This window comes from Enterococcus sp. SMC-9 (assembly GCF_021011285.1).
GTDB lineage: Bacteria > Bacillota > Bacilli > Lactobacillales > Enterococcaceae > Enterococcus_C > Enterococcus_C montenegrensis.
This window is the reverse complement of sequence record NZ_JAILYE010000003.1, coordinates 308,126-327,479: the sequence shown is the minus strand read 5'-3', so window position 1 is coordinate 327,479 and position 19,354 is coordinate 308,126. Positions and strand designations below refer to the sequence as shown.

Genomic DNA, 19,354 nt, shown 5'->3' with positions numbered 1-19,354 from the left:
TAACAAATTATTCAACAAATAAGGAGGAAAATCATGACAAAATCAGTATTCAAAGAAGGTTTCTTATGGGGTGGTGCAACAGCGGCAAATCAATTAGAAGGAGCTTATCAAGCAGATGGCAAGGGCTTATCAGTAGCCGATGCGATGCCTGGTGGAAAACAACGCTGGTCTATTTTAGCCGGTGCAGAATTTGACTGGGAAATTGATGAAAGTAACTATATTTATCCCAATCATACAGGGATTGATCATTACCATCGCTTCAAAGAAGATATCGCTCTTTTTGCCAAAATGAGTTTCAAATGCTATCGCTTTTCGATTGCGTGGTCCCGCATTTTTCCAAATGGCGATGAAACTGCACCAAATGAAGCCGGCCTGCGTTTTTACGATGAATTAATTGACGAGTGCTTAAAATATGATATTGAACCTGTCGTGACAATTTCTCATTATGAAATGCCACTGCACTTGGCTAAAAAGTATGGTGGTTGGAAAAATCGTGAATTAATCGCTTTTTACGAAAATTTTGCGACGGTGGTTTTAAACCGCTACTACCAAAAAGTAAAATATTGGATGACCTTTAACGAAATCAACTCTCCTTTTGAACTACCTGCTTTAAGTATGGGGATGGTCAAAAGTAATGGCGGTGGTGATTGGCAAAATATTTTCCAAGCGTGGCATCATCAATTTGTAGCTAGTGCTAAAGCAGTTAAAATTGGGCATGACTTAGATCCTCATTTGCAAATCGGCTGTATGATTATTTATGGGACAAGCTATAGTTATGATGCTAATCCCATCAATCAAGTGGCAACCATGATCCAAAATCAAGAGTTCAACTATTTTTGCGCGGATGTTCAAGTTAGAGGGCAATACCCGGCTTATGTAAAACGGATGTTTGAAAAATACAACGTGCAGCCGCTAGAAATGAAAGCAGATGATCTAGCTTTAATTGCCGCCCATACAGTCGACTACATTGGCTTTAGTTACTATATGTCAACGGCGATTAACGAAACGACGACCGCTGAAAAAGTGCAAGGGAATATTCTAGGCGGCGTGAAAAATCCATTCTTAAAAGCTAGCGACTGGGGCTGGCAAATTGATCCAGACGGTTTGCGTATCGCGTTAAATGAATTGTACAACCGTTACGAAAAACCACTTTTCATCGTTGAAAACGGCTTAGGCGCATATGATGAAGTAGATGAGAATTTCTACGTTGCTGATGATTACCGCATCGATTACTTGCGCAAACATATTAAAGCAATGGGCCAAGCCGTGGCAGACGGTGTCGATTTAATGGGCTACACACCGTGGGGCTGTATTGATTTAGTCAGTGCCTCAACAGGCGAAATGAGCAAACGCTACGGCTTTATTTACGTGGATAAAGACGATGAGGGCCAAGGGACCTTCAATCGTTACGAGAAGAAATCTTTTGACTGGTACAAAAAAGTCATTGCCACAAATGGTGCCGATTTAGTCTAAAAAAATTGTAATGCAGACAACCAGAAAGCATCCATTCCTGAACTTTATCGGAATGGATGCTTTTTTTGTATTTTTGTATTACCGCCGCTTTTAGCTTTTTTTAGATCCAGCTTCAAGCACCAACTCTTCGGGAAAAATTCAAAAATTTGATTCTGATAAAGAACATCAGCATCCAAATTTCCGACATTTTTCCAAAGCGTTACCCAGCGCTTTCCGCTTTTCTTTGATCCAGCTGCACGAACTAGCCCGCTAAGAAATAAGTCAAAATTTCCAAAAATTTGAAGAGACAATTTCTGAAAATTCTGCGCTTATTTTTAGCGTACTGAACAAGTTTGTTTCGCTTTTCTTTGGATCTAGCATTGCGAACTAACTCGCTGCGGCAATAAGTCAAAATTTCAAGAAATTTGGAAAACAATTTATTGAAATTCTTCCTTATTGCTGACGAGTAAAACGAGTTCGCAAAGCTTTTTTTTGATCCAGTTATAGGAACTAACTCGCGGCGACAATAAACCAAAATCTTGCGAAATTTGGAAAACAATTTAGCAAGATTTCATTTTATTGCTTGCGAGCTAAACGAGTTCCGATAACTTTTCTTTTTGCAATAAAATGAAAAACAACTGTATTACTTTCAGAAACTGCGAAATCTTCTTAAAAGGGCATAAAATCGTTTTTGCGGGTTTTTTATCTTTTCGGATAAAAATTATCTAAAAAGATTAAAACTTCTTAGAAGTGAAAAAAACTGGGGAAAATTTGTTTTCTTCCTTAAAAAACGGTATAATAAACCTAACTGTGACTGGAGAAACGAGGGATGAAAATGAAAGCAAAAATCGCAATCACAGGAGACTACATGACCTTAGGACAAGTGCTAAAAGAAGTTAATGTGATTTCCAGTGGCGGACAAGCCAAATGGTATCTGGCTGAGAATACCGTTTTAGTTGACGGAGAGATTGAAAATCGCCGTGGCCGTAAGCTTTATCCAGGGATGATGGTAGAAATTCCCGACGAGGGGACTTTTTTTATGGTGCAAGCACAGGAAAAAGATAATGCGCCTGAATAATCTTTCTTTGCAGCACTTTCGCAATTATTCTGAGCTTGCGCTTCATTTTCCGCAAAATTTAACGATTTTTCTAGGAGAAAATGCGCAGGGAAAGACGAATATTTTGGAGAGTATTTACGTTTTAGCCATGACGCGAAGCCACCGGACCAATAATGAACAAGAGCTGATCGAATGGGGATCAGATTTTGCCAGCGTCAAAGGTGAGGTGCAAAAAAATCACAGTAAAGTGCCGTTAGAACTTTTGTTAACCAAAAAAGGCCGTAAGACCCGCATCAATCACATTGAGCAAAAAAAGTTGAGTAGTTATGTGGGTCAATTAAATGTGATTTTGTTTGCCCCAGAAGATTTGGCTTTGGTCAAAGGTAGTCCTGCTTTACGGCGAAAGTTCCTCGATATGGAGATTGGCCAGATTGATCCGATTTATTTATATGACCTCGTCCAGTACCAAAACGTTTTAAAGCAACGCAATCAATATTTAAAGCAGCAAAAAAAAGTCGACATGCTTTATTTGAGCGTGTTAGACGATCAGCTGGTGGATTTTGGCAGCAAAGTTTTGTTAGCCCGCGCCAAGTTTGTCAAACGGCTAGAATATTGGGCTAATTTGTTGCATCAAAAAATCAGTCATGAAAAAGAGAATTTGACGCTAAGTTATGTCTCTACGATTGATTTTAGTTTAGAAGATGATTTAGAAGTGGTTAAGACGCGTTTTAAGTCTGTCTTGGAGAAAAACCAAGCAAGAGAATTGCAGCGCTTGACGACGCTGTCAGGACCCCATCGTGACGATTTGAGTTTTGCGATTAATGAAATTGATGTGCAGACGTATGGCTCACAAGGACAGCAGCGCACAACAGCCTTAAGTGTTAAATTAGCAGAAATTGATTTGATGCAAGAAGAAACCGGTGAATATCCGATCTTGTTACTAGATGATGTAATGAGTGAATTAGACGATTCCCGACAGCTGCATCTTTTAGAGACAATTGAAGGCAAAGTTCAGACTTTTCTCACCACCACGACACTTGATCATGTCAAAAATAAAATGACCGTGACGCCAACCATTTTTTATGTGGAAAAAGGTCACTTAAGCACTACGAAATAGATTATAAAAGAAATGAGGATCCCCATAGATGACAGAAGAAGAAAAAAGCTTAATTGAGCGTGCCAAGGAATATGACGCCAGTCAGATTCAGGTCTTAGAAGGTTTAGAAGCGGTACGCAAACGTCCTGGGATGTATATCGGCTCTACTAGTTCAGAAGGTTTACACCACCTTGTCTGGGAAATCGTCGATAATTCCATCGATGAAGCCTTAGCGGGTTTTGCTACTAAAATTCAAGTTATCATTGAAGAGGACAATTCCATTACCGTAACCGATGATGGTCGCGGAATTCCGGTTGATATTCAAGCTAAAACTGGTCGTCCCGCAGTAGAAACTGTTTATACGATTTTACATGCCGGCGGTAAATTTGGCGGTGGCGGCTACAAAGTTTCCGGTGGTCTTCACGGTGTGGGGGCTTCTGTTGTTAACGCCCTTTCCACAAAATTGAGAGTCAAAGTTTACAAAGAAGGCAAAGTTTATTTCCAAGAATATCGTCGCGGTGCTGTTGTGGATGATTTGAAAGTCATTGATGAAACAGATAAGCACGGGACAGAAGTTCGCTTTTGGCCAGATCCAGAAATTTTTACTGAAACGACAGTCTTTAACTTTGATAAATTGGCGACCCGTGTGCGGGAATTGGCCTTTTTAAATCGCGGCTTGAGAATCTCCATTGAAGATCGTAGAGAAGAAAAACCGGTCTTAAAGGAATATCATTACGAAGGCGGGATTAAAAGCTATGTGGAGCATTTAGACAAAAATAAAACAGTCTTGTTCCCAGACCCAATTTATTTGGAAGACCAACAGCAAGATATTGCCGTTGAAGTTTCTTTGCAATATACAGATGGCTATCACATGAATATTTTAAGTTTTGCCAACAACATTCATACGTATGAAGGCGGAACCCATGAATCAGGTTTTAAAACAGCTTTAACCCGGGTTATTAATGATTATGCCCGCAAGCAAAAAATTATGAAAGACAACGATGACAATCTTTCCGGTGAGGATGTGCGGGAAGGTTTGACAGCAGTTATCTCGATTAAGCATCCAGATCCACAATTTGAAGGACAAACCAAAACGAAATTAGGTAACTCTGAAGTTAGAACGATTGTTGATCGTCTATTTTCAGAACACTTTATGAAATTCTTGATGGAAAATCCAACGGTCGGCCGTCAAATCGTCGACAAAGGGATGCTCGCTTCAAGAGCACGTCAAGCAGCTAAACGCGCCAGAGAAATGACACGACGCAAAGGTGCTTTAGAAATTAGTAACCTGCCAGGTAAATTAGCGGACTGTTCTTCTAATGATCCGGAACGTTGCGAATTATTTATCGTCGAAGGAGACTCTGCCGGCGGTTCAGCAAAACAAGGTCGTAACCGGGAATTTCAAGCGATTTTACCAATTCGCGGTAAAATCTTGAACGTGGAAAAAGCTTCCATGGATAAAATTTTGGCTAACGAAGAAATTCGTTCACTCTTTACAGCAATGGGTACTGGTTTTGGTGCTGATTTTGACGTATCAAAAGCTCGTTACCACAAATTAGTTATCATGACTGATGCCGATGTCGATGGTGCCCACATTCGGACGTTGCTATTGACCCTGTTTTATCGTTATATGCGTCCGATTGTGGAAGCAGGATACGTATATATCGCACAACCACCGTTGTATGGTGTCAAACAAGGAAAAAATATCACCTATGTACAGCCAGGTAAAGATGCCGATGAACGTTTGCAACAAATTATGAACGAATTGCCAAAAACACCAAAACCAACCATTCAACGGTACAAAGGTTTGGGGGAAATGGATGACCATCAATTATGGGAAACCACGATGGACCCAGATAATCGTTTGATGTTGCGGGTTTCAGTGGACGATGCGATCGAAGCAGACCAAGTTTTTGAAATGTTAATGGGTGATCGCGTGGAACCACGCCGCGCCTTCATTGAAGAAAATGCCCACTATGTACAAAACTTGGATATTTAAAGCTTGTTTTTTGAAATTCTTTTGAAATTATGATGAGGCTTTATCTTTTTTGCAATCTAAAATGAGGTCGTCATGATCCATTTGATTTTGCCAAAGGTTAAAGCCAATCAATTATTTTTGCTAGAAAAGTCGAGTTTAAACAACAACAGCATTTTTATTTTAGCGCTGCTAAAGGCAGTCAAAGACCGCTGGTGTTGTTTAAACATCTCAGTTAGGAGTGAAACACTTGGAAGATAATAAAGCCCATATTCATGACGTCAATTTGAGTAGTGAAATGAAAAACTCATTTATCGATTACGCCATGAGTGTTATTGTAGCGCGGGCATTGCCAGACGTTCGGGATGGTTTAAAACCGGTTCACCGCCGGATTTTATATGGGATGAATGAATTAGGTGTAACGCCAGACAAACCCCATAAAAAATCAGCCAGAATCGTCGGGGACGTTATGGGTAAATATCACCCCCACGGCGACTCTGCGATTTATGAGTCCATGGTACGGATGGCGCAACCATTTAGCTATCGTTATATGTTAGTAGACGGGCATGGTAACTTTGGTTCTGTCGATGGTGACGGGGCCGCTGCTATGCGGTATACCGAAGCTAGAATGAGTAAATTAGCTTTGGAAATGTTGCGAGACATCAATAAAGATACGGTTGATTTCACCAGTAACTACGATGATACCGAACGTGAACCAGAAGTTTTACCCGCAAGATTTCCTAATCTGTTAGTTAACGGAACTACTGGGATTGCTGTTGGGATGGCAACCAATATTCCACCTCATAATTTAAACGAAGTAACCGCAGCGATTAATTTATTAATGGAAAATCCGGACGTGACAACCAATGAACTGATGGAAGTTTTACCCGGACCAGATTTCCCAACCGGTGGTTTAGTCATGGGTAAATCCGGTATTCGCCGTGCCTATGAAACAGGGAAAGGTTCCATTACCGTGCGCGGTCGCGTTGAAGTTATGGACATGCCAAACGGCAAAGAACGAATTTTAGTGACAGAATTGCCTTACATGGTCAATAAGGCGAAATTGATTGAACGTATCTCCGAGTTACATCGAGATAAACGAATTGAAGGCATCACGGATTTACGGGATGAATCAAGCCGTGAAGGGATGCGGATTGTCATTGACGTGCGCCGGGATGTTTCAGCTTCTGTTATTTTGAATAACCTTTACAAATTAACAGCGCTGCAATCTTCTTTTGGCTTTAACATGTTGGCTATTGAAAAAGGCGTACCAAAGATTTTAAGCTTAAAACGCATTTTGGAAAACTATGTGGAGCACCAACAAGAAGTGGTGACTCGCAGAACAGCCTTTGATAAAGCTAAAGCAGAAGCCCGTGCTCATATTTTAGAGGGCTTGCGGATCGCCTTAGATCACATTGATGAAATTATTGCGATCATTCGTAGATCCAATACCGATGATGAAGCTAAAAATACTTTAATGGCAAAATTCGAATTGTCCGACCGCCAAGCGCAAGCGATTTTAGATATGCGCTTACGTCGTTTAACCGGTTTGGAACGGGACAAAATCGAAAAAGAATACCAAGAACTATTGGCTCTAATTAAAGATTTAGCTGACATTTTAGCGCGTCCAGAACGCGTAAATGAAATCATTCAAACTGAATTAGGTGAATTAACCCAACGCTTTGGAGACAAACGCCGGACAGAACTTTTAGTCGGTGAAGTGCTAAGTTTAGAAGACGAAGACTTAATCGAAGAAGAAGAAGTTGTGATTACATTGACCAACAACGGTTATATCAAACGACTAGCCAACAGCGAATTTCGCGCGCAACGTCGTGGTGGCCGTGGCGTTCAGGGAATGGGTGTTCACGATGAAGACTTCGTGAAAACTTTAGTTTCTTGTTCAACTCATGATACATTGCTATTTTTCACCAATGCCGGTAAAGTTTACAAAGCCAAAGGATATGAAATTCCAGAATACGGCAGGACTGCAAAAGGAATTCCAGTTATCAACTTATTAGGTATTGATTCTGCCGAAAAAATTCAGACAATTATTGCGGTTAGTGGTCAAAGCGATAATAAATATTTGTTCTTTACGACCTTATTAGGGGTAGTAAAACGAACTTCTGTGGATGCCTTTAGCAATATTCGCAGTAACGGTTTAATTGCCATTAATTTAAAAGAAAACGATGAATTAGTCGATGTTTTAGAAACAAGCGGCGACGACACCATGATTATTGGTACCCATGCTGGTTATTCGGTTACCTTTAAAGAAGAAGCTGTCCGCGATATGGGACGAACGGCTTCAGGTGTTCGGGGGATTCGCTTAAGAGAAAATGATTTTGTCGTTGGCGTTTCAGTTATCACAGACGACAAAGAAGTATTGGTGATTACAGAAAACGGTTATGGCAAGCGCACAGCAGGCGCTGAGTACCCTGTCAAAGGTCGTGGGGGTAAAGGGATTAAAACTGCCAATATCACCCCTAAAAATGGTCCATTAGCTGGTTTAACGACAGTTGGTGGTGACGAAGATATTATGCTTGTAACCAATAAGGGTGTTATTATCCGCTTTAACGTTGCTTCTGTTTCACAAACCGGTCGCGCAACATTAGGTGTCCGCTTAATGAAACTAGAAAACGATGCGAAAGTAGTCACGATGGCTGCTGTGGAAGCAGAACCAGCAGAACCAGAAACAGAGTCAGTTGAAACGACGGAAACGTCAGATGCAACAATTGATGCTAAGGCAGATACAAATAGCCCAGCAACAAATGATGCAGGCGATGAAGATTCCGCTGAATAAAAAAATTCATTGCAACACCCCTCGCAAAAGAGAAAATTTTGCGAGGGGTGTTTTTTTACAATTAACGAGAAGGAAGAGATCAAAATTTAAGGAAATTTGAATAGCGGTGTATGGAAGGCTCGGCTTATTACTGGTGAGTTTGGCGAGTGCATTCAGCTTTTCTATAATCAAATGCGATTAAGAAAATGCAAATTGTGGAAAAAATTTTTTGAACGCATTTTTTAAAAGTTATCCACTGTGGAAAACTGATTTTTTTTATTTGTATTTAAAATTTTGAATCGTTTTTAGTAAAGACTGATACTGGTGCGATTGGTTGTAGTCTTATAGCAGGATAATGGGCTAAGCGAAAAAATCTGCTGAATTTTTTTGTCTAGATGAAATTGAACAAAAATAGCGTAGATAATAATGGAGACGTTGAAACAAGCTTAAGCTGCCAATAAAAAACTCTTGCGTAAATGACCTTTTTCCTGTATAATTCTACTTTGTGAGTAGTCTCAATGATACTCTCTCTGCTCTTAGGAAGCTAAGGGCCTAAAGTCCATAGGGAGGTGAAAAATCAATGGAAAACACGAAGTATGAAATCATGTACATCATTCGTCCAAACATTGATGAAGAAGCAAAAACTGCTTTGATCGAACGTTTTGATGCAATCTTAAAAGACAACGGCGCTGAAGTTGTTGAATCAAAAGATTGGGAAAAACGCCGTCTAGCGTATGAAATGAACGGATTCCGTGAAGGTATCTATCATATCGTCAAAGTTACTTCTCCATCAGATGCTGCAGCGATCAATGAATTTGACCGTTTAGCAAAGATCAACGACGGAATTTTGCGTCACATGATCGTTAAGGAAGAAGCTTAATATTGTTTCACGTGAAACAAATCTATGACGAGGAGATGAACCGGTTTGATTAACAATGTCGTTTTAGTCGGTAGATTAACAAAAGATCCTGATTTGCGCTACACAGGCAATGGTGCTGCAGTTGCGACTTTTACTCTAGCAGTAAATCGTAATTTCACGAACCAAAGCGGTGATCGCGAAGCAGATTTTATCAATTGTGTAATCTGGCGTAAACCAGCCGAAACTTTAGCAAATTATGCCCGCAAAGGAACGCTGCTAGGAGTTACTGGCCGCATTCAAACTCGGAATTATGAAAACCAACAAGGTCAACGTGTTTACGTGACTGAAGTGGTTGCTGAAAACTTCCAATTATTAGAATCACGTTCTGCCAATGAACAACGTCAACAAAGTGGCGGTAGTACTACCACGAATGGTGGCGGTGGTTTCAACAATAATTATGGTGGTGCCAGCCAACAAAACAATTTTAATCAAAACCAACCTTCTCAAAACAACGGAATGCCGAGTTTTGATCGCGACACTTCTGATCCATTCGGGTCTGACGCATCAACCATCGACATTTCAGACGATGATTTACCATTCTAAGCAATTGATAGGAGGGAAATAGGATGGCACAACAAAGAAGAGGCGGACGTAAACGTCGCAAAGTAGACTATATCGCAGCTAACCACATCGAACACATCGATTACAAAGATATCGAATTGTTAAAACGATTCATTTCAGAACGCGGTAAAATTTTACCACGTCGTGTAACTGGTACTGGCGCGAAAAACCAACGTAAATTAACCGTAGCAATCAAACGCGCACGGATTATGGGCTTACTACCTTTCGTAAGCGAAGACTAAAAATTATTTTAAGAGGTTGAAAGAATCGTCAAAATGACTTTTCTTTCAACCTCTTTTTTTGTCTAGCAAGAAAATATGAAATTTCATGAGAAAAATATTGATTTGACTGTCGCCTGCTGTCTAGCTCCATACATAACCTTTTGGGTAGCAATCAATCAAAAGATTGAGAAATTTGAGGAATTTTTATTGAAATTCAATATTATTTTGGTGTGTAAGCAACGTTGCACAGCTTTTCATGCTAGCCAAAATAATTTAGCTTCTCCTATAAGCCTAGAAAAGGAATATTAGAAGTTAAAGTACTGGAAATTTTACTACGTGACAAATAAAATAGCTTATAGAATTAGTCCTTTTAATTTGCTTTATTTAATACTTGAGGAGAATCCTTTTAAGCTTATTCCCTACTTTCAGGCTGCTCCATTTGCAAACTTTGTTTTTTTATAGTTAGAGATTCAGTTACTTGAAATAGATAACTCAAAATTTGTAAAAGAAAATAATCTGTCCAATTTAAAAAAATTGGAAGTCAGGCAATAGAAAAAAAGCTCAAATTCATCTATTTATCCACAATCTTAAAAATAGCACAATCCAGTGTTGGATCGCTAAAAAACCGCAAGATAAACACAAAATACCAAAAAACTTATCCACAATGTGGAAAACTATTCTATTTGCTAATAACGAGAAAAATAAGTTTGTGTAAAGTAGCGCAAACTGATTATACAGCAGTTGAATACTTATGCATGGGATTTTGAAATGTTATTTAAAAAGAATGCATGGCCATTACTCTAATACGAATCTTATGAAAAAAATATCGGTAATGACTACTCTTTGCGCTAAATTATAAGTAAGGAGTAGCTAAAGTGAAAAAATGCTGAACTATTGCAAGGAGGTAATACGTTACTCCCAGATGATAATCAAATGATAGTGTAACTAGTCATAGTGTAACTTTTGACAGTCAGCTACGGTCTGTTTGTAATTTTAAAAATGTTTCATGTGAAACATTTTAAAAGGGGAAATTTAGTTCAGTCGCAATGTTTCACGTGAAACATTTGATTGCTGCGTATAAAAAGACTAAAAATCGCGCTATTATAGGATTTATGATAAAATGGAGGGTAGCAAAATGAAATGTTTGCTGGTTTTGTTAGAGAATATTTTTACGTCAGTCAAATTGTTTACGTGAGGTAACCGTCTTACTTAAAAGCAATAAGATAGGATGAAATGACGTTAAAATGAGGAGTAAACTATGAAAAAATACCCTTTTCTAAAAGTGATGGTGCTAGTTTTCATTGTAGAATTCATCTGTTTGGTGTTTAATCCTAATTTATGGGTGAACCTGGTTCTTTTTGCTGCGATAAATGTCTTTGTCTATTATGTTTATTATACGTTGCAAAATTTACAGGCTTTGACAGATGATCAACGAATTCGAAAATCGGCACAAATTGCTATTGATAACTCTAAGTTTTTGTCTAGTGTTTCCCCTTCGATTATCTTTATTTATCAGCCAAAAACGTTTCGTTTGGATTGGATGAATCATCGGGCATTAGATTTGAACGAACAAGTAGGGCAAGATTTGCTGTGGGATAAGACGTTGAAGCCGCTTTTAGTCGGTAGTAAAGACGAGGGTACGTTGCGAGTTTCTGATAAAAGTTTTGAATATATCATTGATCGGCAAAAAAATATTGTCTTTTTACTAGATAAAACGACAGAAGTCGCTGCGCAAAATTATCAAGCCAATCAACAAACCGCAATTGGCATTATCTCAGTTGATAATTACGATGATGTTGTAGATAAAATGGATGCCAAAGAGACTTCGTACTTAAACTCGTTTGTAACGACCTTCATCTCCGATTGGTCAGATGAATACGGTATTTATTTGAAACGACTGAACGCGGAACGTTTTTATTTTGTGGCTCATGCCTCTGATATTAAGAAAATGGCACAAGAACAGTTTTCTTTATTGGATAAGATCCGGACAGCAGCCGAAGAGCAATCTATTCCTTTAACAATTAGTATGGGAATTAGTTATGGCGATCAAACCGGTGAAAAAATTGGGGAAGTTTCTCAAACTTGTTTAGATATTGCTTTGGTACGCGGGGGCGATCAAGTTGTAGTTAAAGAAGCCAACGATGAAGCGAAGCCGAAATTTTATGGCGGGAAGACTGCCAGCGTTACAAAGAGAACGCGTGTTCGTTCGCGAGCAATGGGAACTGCGCTGAATAAAATTTTAGCTGCTGCTGAAGATATTTATATCATGGGGCATCGTTATCCGGATATGGATGCGATTGGTTCAGCCTATGGTGTGGCGACCTTAGCCGATTTTCAAGGGAAAACCAGTTATGTGGTCATTAATGAAAATGAATTGATTCCTGATGTGGAACGCTGTTTACAAGAGATCCATAAAGACGAAGAACTAGAAGGCCATTTAATCTCGGTTAAACAGGCTCTAGGACAGATTAAGCAAAATAGCCTACTTGTGATGGTGGATTACCACAAACCGTCGCTATCGATCTCTCAGGAACTTTATGAGAAATTTGACAAGGTAGTGATTATCGATCATCATCGCCGGGGCGAAGAATTCCCGACACAACCCCTGTTGACCTATATTGAATCTTCCGCTTCTTCTGCTTCGGAATTAGTAGGAGAGTTAATTCAATATCAAAGTAGCACCAAAAAACAAATGGATAAAATGACTGCGACGTTATTATTAGCCGGAATTTTTGTCGATACGAAGAATTTTTCTGTCCGTACCAGTTCTAGAACTTTTGACATTGCAAGTTATTTAAAATCAAAAGGAGCCAATGGTGAATTGGTGCAATACATCCTAAGTTCGGATTTAACTTCATTTTTAGAGATTAGTGAATTGGTTTCAAAAAGTGAATTTATCGATCAAGATATTGTGGTGGCTTGCGCTAGTGAAGATAAAGTTTACGATAGTGTAACGACTGCCAAAACAGCCGATACCTTACTTTCTATGAATGATGTTCAGGCTTCTTTTGTAATCACGAAGCGCCAAGATGGATTAGTTGGTATTTCGGCGCGAAGTAATGGCAAAATCAATGTCCAATCTATTATGGAAGATTTGGGCGGGGGCGGTCATTTTACCAATGCGGCTACGCAAATCAAAGAGAAATCCCTTAACGAAGTGAAAACAATGCTTTATAATGAGATACAACATAGTCTAAAACAAGAATAATTGCTGCTGTCTGAAATTGTTTTACAGTAACAGCAAGAAAAAAACAGTTTAAAACAGCGGGATTACAAAAATTTAGGACTTGATTTGACCTTTCACAAAGTGCATAATGTCAGAAAATTTTTAGCCTAACTGGCAGATGTCTGTAAACAAGGTCAAATAAACAGCTTTACAAGGAGGAAATTAACATGAAAGTTATTTTTTTAGCTGATGTAAAAGGCAAAGGTAAAAAAGGCGAAATCAAAGAAGTACCCACTGGTTACGCACAAAACTATTTAATTAAAAATAAATTGGCACAAGAAGCCAATAAAGGAAATGTCGCTGAATTAGCAGCCAAAAAGAAAGCGCAAGACAAACACGATGCTGAAATTTTGGCCGAAGCAAAAGCACTAAAAGAAACATTAGAAAAAGAAGAAACAGTGATTGAATTAAAAGCCAAAGCTGGCGAGGACGGCCGTCTATTTGGGTCAATCCCTTCAAAACAAATCGCCACTGCTTTAGAAAAACAATACAATGTCAAAATTGACAAACGCAAAATCGAGTTGGAAAATCCAATTCGCTCCCTTGGCTTCACCAATGTGCCGGCTAAGTTGCATCCTGATGTCGTCGCAACGCTGAAAGTTCATGTTGGAGAAGAATAAATTTTCACCAATAACGCTTTCTTGCAGTAGATCTGCGGCAACAAGCCGAAATTACCGCGGAATTTAAAAATAAAACAGGCAAACAAACTTCCAACTGTAGATTAAAAATCGAATGTTTGGAAGTTTGTTTTTTTATCAGGACTGATACGATTTGCTGAGAAAATTAGGTTTCCAGCATGACACACAAGCTCTTTAAGCTTTCCTTCTCAGACCAAAGGCTGATTTTCATTCTTCGTAACAGAAAATAATTGCTCACCAATACTATGTCATGTATAGTATCAGGTATAAGGTAATAATAAAGGCGGTGATAACTTGGATAGTCAATTAAAAAGAGGCCTATTGGAATACTGTGTATTGGCGTTTTTATTGCAGCAAGATTCTTATGGCTATGAAATTGTTAAAAATATCTCGCCTATCATTCACATCAGTGAGTCCACGTTGTATCCGATTTTGAAACGATTGGAAAAACAGCAGTTAGTTGAGACGTATAAAGAAGAATTTAACGGTCGATTACGGAAATATTATCGTATCACAGCAAAAGGGCAGCAGAATTTGAAGATTTTTTATAAGGGTAAAAAACAAGTTGTCTCAATTTATGAGTACATTGGAAGGAGTTTGACGCAAAATGGATAGAAGACAGTTTTTAGCGAATTTGATGGCAGCGTTGCCGGCAGGCGTCGATCAATTAGAAGCCTCAGAATTTATTGATTATTATGATGAAGTTATCCGAGATTTTATTGCAGATGGCTATACTGAAGCAGAAGCTGTTGCGATGGTAGGTGATCCGGCTGAAATCGTGGCACAATCTGAATTTGTAAAAGGAGATTTTTTGCGAAATACACCTCAACCTGCGGTGAAAAAAGTTGCACCTTGGGTAATTATTTTATTAATTCTCGGCTTTCCTTTGTGGGGCAGTTTAGCGCTAGCCGCGTTTTGTTTATTTATTAGTGCCTACATCATTTTATGGGTGCCCTTAATTATTACCGGCAGTTTCACCTTAGCTGGCGTTATCGGAGGACCCTTTGCAATGCTGACTTCTTTTTTTGCTTTTGGTGATGGTCTGGGAATTGGTTTGCTTCAATTTGGCAGTGGTGCATTGCTTTTAGGGTTAGGTTTAATTTGTGGTGTGATTACTTGGAAAATTGGCGGTAGTCTTTTGAAGATCACCTTTAATTTGACCAAATTTATTATTGGCAAAATGAAAGGCCAGGTGACTGCTTATGGATTTTAAACGTATCGTAAAACTTGGCGTAGTTTGTATTGGCATAGGTTTTGTGTCTATTGCGGCAGCGTTTATCGTATCCGGTGGCGATTTACAGGCAATTTCTGGTGGCCATCAAGATGCTTGGTACCGCGTAATTCGTTTTGATTCTGATGATTTTAGCGACACAAAACATGAAGATGAATGGGAAAAAGTAGAACACAAGCTAGACAATATGTTTGAAGACTAAAACTGTTTCTCGGTGCAGTTTACTAAAATTAATTGCCTACAACAGGCTTTTCAAGGAGCACATTTGGTAAAGTGGAGAATATAGGTTAGCCAACCATTTCTCTGAAATAAAAAAATAAGACTAAAAAACACCAATTTCTGTTTGACGCAACGTTTTTTTTCGTCAGAAGAAGTTGGTGTTTTTGTCTTTATATTGCAATCAGAAAAGCATCCTAAATCAGACAGATTTTTTGTATCAGTAAACTTAGGAAATTTAAAAATCAGTGGAGGAATCAAGGGAAAGCCATAATGCTGGGCGCAAACCACCACTATTATCACCTGTTAGCGGGTGAATGGTGGTGCTACTGTAGTGATCTGTTTTATTACCCTGAATTCCGACGTTGCCGTCACCGTGTATATAAATTGCCCGCTGCAAATTGCGTCCAGGAGTACGCAGCCACCACCACCAAATATGCTGATCATAAAAGGCGCGGCGTTGATCATTATTTGGATCTTTCTTTTGGAACCAATACCGTTGTTTCGGGCTTTTTTGCATAAGGTTTTTGCTGCTGTCACCAAAATAGTGGCAGACCACTTCTTCTAAGCTTAGCAGGAAAATGTGATCGTAGGTCTTATTGCCGCCAGTAACGTTGTACCAGGGATTATCAGCTGTCAAAATTTCAGTAGTTAAAATTTTTGCCCTATTTTGAGGTGCAAATGATTGGTAGAAGGTGTCGTTTAAATAGTCTCTCACTCCACTGGTTTCCCAAGTGACATCTCCTTTTTTGTGATGATAGGGACGCTGCTGGATAATATCTTCTGTTATCAATAAGAGGCGCCGCTCCTCTTTTGCTAATATCCGCCAAGTAAAACGATCAAAATTCAGTGTATCGCCAATTTCCATAGTCGTCTCCTTTTTAGTTAGGCCGTTAAGTCATTTTAATTCTGACTAAAAGATAGAAAAAAGGCCTAATTTTTATAATGATATTTTAATTTTAGCATAAAAGCGTATCCGTTACAGTTGACAGAACAACTCAGAAATAAAAAAGCTTAAAAATAAAAGATTATATCCGGTATAATAAGGACACGTTGCAAGTGGATCGCTATTTTTACTTTTTATAAAAGAAGCCATTGCAAAATTTATGCGTGTTTTTAGTTGTGGGACTAAAAATAGGTTCGAAAAAATGAAATAACTAAAATTGATGAGGTGTAAAAATGTCACAAGAAATGATTTTAGTCATAACGCTCGCAGTCTTTGTACCGGTGGTGTTAGTTGCGCTGAATTATCGGTCTCGTGTAAAGTTAAAACAAAGTATCCGACAAAAATGGGGGATACAGCCATATCAAAGCCGGCTTGATCAAGAGGAGAGCTTGAAAGAAGCCTGGCTGGAAGAAAAGAAATATCATCACTATGAAGCAGAAGTCGATGATTTGACTTGGTATGATTTAGATATGGCTAGTATTTTTGCCTTGTTGAACAATACTTACTCCAGCGTAGGTTCAGAAGCTCTTTACAAACGTTTGCGCAATTACAACTTTAACGATCAAAAACGCTATGAAGCCTTAATCAAATTTTTTGCTGAAAACTCAGCGACAAGAGAAAAAGTGCAATATCTTTTTGCAAATTTAGGGAAACAAGACAATAATTTTTCCAAGCAATATCTGGCAGAAGGTGGTAAAAATAAATTACCAAACACATGGCTATATGTTATTTTAGGATGTATACCAATTTTGGCGATTTTAGCATTATCGTTGCAACCAGCTTTATTTTTAATTGTTATTTTATTAAGCTTCTTTTTAAATGTAATCCTCTATTTCACCCAAAAATTTCGTTTGGAAAGAGAACTGACAATCATGCGTTATCTGGTTCAAACGCTGGTTTTGGCTAAAAAATTAAGCAAAGTTGCAACCCCGTTACAAACCGACATAAAAGAAAAGATAAAACCCTTTAAAGGCATTGAAAAATTTGCTTTTTCTTTTCGCGTCAAAGGAAATTCAGAAGCCGAAATTTTATTTGAACTGGTTAATATGATCTTTTTATTGCCGTTGATTTCTTATAATTATGTATTAGGAAAAATTACGCGGTACAATAAAGCGGCCATCTCACTATGGGATAATTTAGGGGATTTAGAAGTTGCCTTAGCGATTTTGAATTTTCGGACGTATATGCCCTTAACGTGTCAGCCTGTGGTTAAAGAAGGTGGTGTCGTTTCACAAGCGATTTATCATCCTTTAATTCAACATGCCGTGGCTAATCCAGTCGACTGGCAAAAAAATACGCTCGTAACAGGCTCCAATGCTTCAGGAAAATCCACTTATGTCAAAAGTATCGCAATCAACTGCATTTTAGCGCAATCGATTAATACCGCAACTGCTGAATCTTTCACATTAGAACCAGGGCATGTATTAAGTTCGATGGCTGTTGAAGATGATTTATTTGAAGGGGATAGCTATTTTGTGGCTGAGATCAAATCAATTAAACGCTTATTGGACAAAGTTGCAACCAACGAACGCTGTTATTGCTTTATTGATGAAATTTTAAAAGGTACCAATACGATCGAACGAATTGCTGCCTCCAGCAGTGTAGTAGAGTGGTTATCACAACAAGCTAGCTTGGCCTTTGTCGCAACTCACGACATCGAACTAACCGAAATTTTGAAAAACAGTTGTGACAATCTCCATTTTGAAGAACAAGTCACCGCTGAAAATGGTATCACATTTGACTATCGCTTGCGTCAAGGCGCAGCAAAATCCCGCAACGCCATCGCGTTACTTGGCGTTTTAGGCTACCCTGCTACATTAGTTGCAAATGCTAAAAAAGAAGCGGCTTATTTTGATCAGAAAAAAAGTTGGCAAGTGTTGGCGTAAGGGGGAGTCTTGGATAAAAACGATTTTACATTAGTTTAACAAAAAAGATTACAAACTACATGACAAGTAGTTTGTAATCTTTTTTTATTTGTAATCCGGATGACTATTTAAGTTTTACTGAACTGCGAATATTTAAACTTGGAATAATTTGTTGATGAACAAAAGGCGTAGCCGGATTTTCTATTCTTTGCATAAGAGCTTGTACAGCCAGTTGTCCCATAAAGTGCAGGTCAGTTGCAATATTTGTAATGGGCGGAACAGCCATACGCGTAAATTCTGTGTCATCGTAACAAATAATACTAATATCATCTGGAATAGTATATCCAGCAGATTGTAAGTAACTATTTAACATAAATGCTAAACCAGAGTTGACGCAAAACCAAGCGTCAGGCATTTTTTCAATATTTTTTAGCTTATTAAAAAGTGCTCCTTGTGTTTCTTCAATCTGAGTCACTTCTATTTTTTTATCATAAGCCAAGCCATACTCGCTCAGCGCGCGATGATATCCCCGATAACGTTCTAAATAACTTGGCGAAAATTCAATGTCACCAATAAAGCCAATTCTCTTTAAGTCATTTTCAAGCAATAGAGAAACAGCTTGAAATGTTCCATCTGTATTTTTTGAAAGAATAGCATCAGCTAATAAAGAAGGATCATGATGGTCAACGAGCACAACCGGGAGTTGCGTAGCGATAACTTCCTTTATGTAATTATTGTCACTATGCGATAAAAGAATTACACCATGATAATCTAAAATATTTGCCGGTAAAGTTAAATTCTTTATTTCTTTTTGAGTCAATGGATGAATATCTAGCTGGCACCCTTTTTTTCGAAGAGCATCTTCAATACTTTTAATGATCTCCCCAAAGAAACTTGTTTGTGAAATTGCAAATTCAGTAGCTACTAATAAGATGCGTTTTTCTCTATTTGTAAGAGGAGTAGTTTGGTATTCGTAGCCGATTTCATCGGCTTTTTGTAATACTAAGTTTTTTGTTTTTTGACTGACGCCTGGTTTGTTTCGTAATGCTTGTGAAACTGAATTTTTTGAGATGCCCAGTGCATCTGCAATATCTTGCATGGACGCTTTTTTCATGTTTATCACCTGATTTTCTAAGCTTTGTATTAAGTATATCATAAATTACTAAAAAATGTAA

General features: G+C 38.4%; 17 protein-coding genes. 14 read left to right on the top strand and 3 right to left on the bottom strand.

Annotated elements, in window-relative coordinates:
* The first annotated feature begins 33 nt into the window (after positions 1-33).
* Positions 34-1,473 carry a glycoside hydrolase family 1 protein gene (locus K4422_RS06250; protein ID WP_230709817.1) on the top strand — a complete coding sequence of 480 codons (1,440 nt, stop codon included), beginning with the start codon at positions 34-36 and terminating at the stop codon, positions 1,471-1,473.
* A gap of 44 nt (positions 1,474-1,517) precedes the next feature.
* On the opposite strand, the gene K4422_RS06245 is transcribed toward K4422_RS06250, so the two are convergent.
* Complete coding sequence (locus tag K4422_RS06245) at positions 1,518-1,763, bottom strand: hypothetical protein (RefSeq protein WP_230709815.1); 246 nt, start codon at positions 1,761-1,763, stop codon at positions 1,518-1,520.
* Between the two features lie 524 nt (positions 1,764-2,287).
* Here K4422_RS06245 and yaaA point away from each other — a divergent pair.
* The 12 genes from yaaA to K4422_RS06185 all read left to right on the top strand — a co-directional run bounded on the left by yaaA (position 2,288) and on the right by K4422_RS06185 (position 15,354).
* The gene (gene yaaA / locus K4422_RS06240; RefSeq protein ID WP_230709813.1) at positions 2,288-2,530 is read left to right on the top strand and encodes a S4 domain-containing protein YaaA; all 243 of its coding nucleotides are present in this window, start codon (positions 2,288-2,290) and stop codon (positions 2,528-2,530) included.
* Entirely contained in the window at positions 2,517-3,626 is a 1,110-nt protein-coding gene (recF, locus tag K4422_RS06235; RefSeq protein ID WP_206902934.1) for a DNA replication/repair protein RecF, read from the top strand. The genes yaaA and recF overlap by 14 nt, the downstream gene beginning before the upstream one ends.
* Before the next feature lie 28 nt (positions 3,627-3,654).
* Entirely contained in the window at positions 3,655-5,604 is a 1,950-nt protein-coding gene (gyrB, locus tag K4422_RS06230; RefSeq protein ID WP_206902935.1) for a DNA topoisomerase (ATP-hydrolyzing) subunit B, read from the top strand.
* 274 nt (positions 5,605-5,878) lie between these two features.
* The gene (gene gyrA / locus K4422_RS06225) at positions 5,879-8,377 is read left to right on the top strand and encodes a DNA gyrase subunit A (RefSeq protein WP_230709933.1); all 2,499 of its coding nucleotides are present in this window, start codon (positions 5,879-5,881) and stop codon (positions 8,375-8,377) included.
* A 559-nt stretch (positions 8,378-8,936) separates the two neighbouring features.
* Positions 8,937-9,236, top strand: a complete 300-nt coding sequence (rpsF, locus tag K4422_RS06220) for a 30S ribosomal protein S6 (RefSeq protein WP_173101904.1) — start codon at positions 8,937-8,939, stop codon at positions 9,234-9,236.
* A 45-nt stretch (positions 9,237-9,281) separates the two neighbouring features.
* Positions 9,282-9,818, top strand: a complete 537-nt coding sequence (gene ssb / locus K4422_RS06215; protein WP_206902936.1) for a single-stranded DNA-binding protein — start codon at positions 9,282-9,284, stop codon at positions 9,816-9,818.
* Positions 9,819-9,841: 23 nt separating this feature from the next.
* On the top strand, positions 9,842-10,078 hold the full coding sequence (gene rpsR / locus K4422_RS06210) for a 30S ribosomal protein S18 (protein WP_206902937.1): 237 nt from the start codon (positions 9,842-9,844) through the stop codon (positions 10,076-10,078).
* 1,237 nt (positions 10,079-11,315) lie between these two features.
* The gene (locus K4422_RS06205; RefSeq protein ID WP_230709811.1) at positions 11,316-13,265 is read left to right on the top strand and encodes a DHH family phosphoesterase; all 1,950 of its coding nucleotides are present in this window, start codon (positions 11,316-11,318) and stop codon (positions 13,263-13,265) included.
* Positions 13,266-13,450: 185 nt separating this feature from the next.
* Entirely contained in the window at positions 13,451-13,903 is a 453-nt protein-coding gene (rplI, locus tag K4422_RS06200; protein ID WP_206902939.1) for a 50S ribosomal protein L9, read from the top strand.
* Between the two features lie 312 nt (positions 13,904-14,215).
* The gene (locus tag K4422_RS06195) at positions 14,216-14,536 is read left to right on the top strand and encodes a PadR family transcriptional regulator (RefSeq protein ID WP_206902940.1); all 321 of its coding nucleotides are present in this window, start codon (positions 14,216-14,218) and stop codon (positions 14,534-14,536) included.
* Complete coding sequence (locus tag K4422_RS06190; RefSeq protein ID WP_230709809.1) at positions 14,529-15,134, top strand: DUF1700 domain-containing protein; 606 nt, start codon at positions 14,529-14,531, stop codon at positions 15,132-15,134. The genes K4422_RS06195 and K4422_RS06190 overlap by 8 nt, the downstream gene beginning before the upstream one ends.
* Positions 15,124-15,354, top strand: coding sequence for a hypothetical protein (locus K4422_RS06185; protein WP_230709807.1), 231 nt, complete (start codon positions 15,124-15,126; stop codon positions 15,352-15,354). Before K4422_RS06190 ends, K4422_RS06185 begins: the two co-directional genes overlap by 11 nt.
* A gap of 252 nt (positions 15,355-15,606) precedes the next feature.
* On the opposite strand, the gene K4422_RS06180 is transcribed toward K4422_RS06185, so the two are convergent.
* On the bottom strand, positions 15,607-16,236 hold the full coding sequence (locus K4422_RS06180) for a DUF6273 domain-containing protein (RefSeq protein ID WP_230709806.1): 630 nt from the start codon (positions 16,234-16,236) through the stop codon (positions 15,607-15,609).
* Positions 16,237-16,547: 311 nt separating this feature from the next.
* On the opposite strand from K4422_RS06180, the gene K4422_RS06175 reads away from it, so the two are divergent.
* Positions 16,548-18,200 carry a MutS-related protein gene (locus K4422_RS06175; protein WP_230709805.1) on the top strand — a complete coding sequence of 551 codons (1,653 nt, stop codon included), beginning with the start codon at positions 16,548-16,550 and terminating at the stop codon, positions 18,198-18,200.
* A gap of 103 nt (positions 18,201-18,303) precedes the next feature.
* Here the strand turns inward: K4422_RS06175 and K4422_RS06170 are convergent, their stop codons facing one another.
* Positions 18,304-19,293, bottom strand: a complete 990-nt coding sequence (locus K4422_RS06170; protein WP_303753669.1) for a LacI family DNA-binding transcriptional regulator — start codon at positions 19,291-19,293, stop codon at positions 18,304-18,306.
* Between the last annotated feature and the right edge of the window lie 61 nt (positions 19,294-19,354).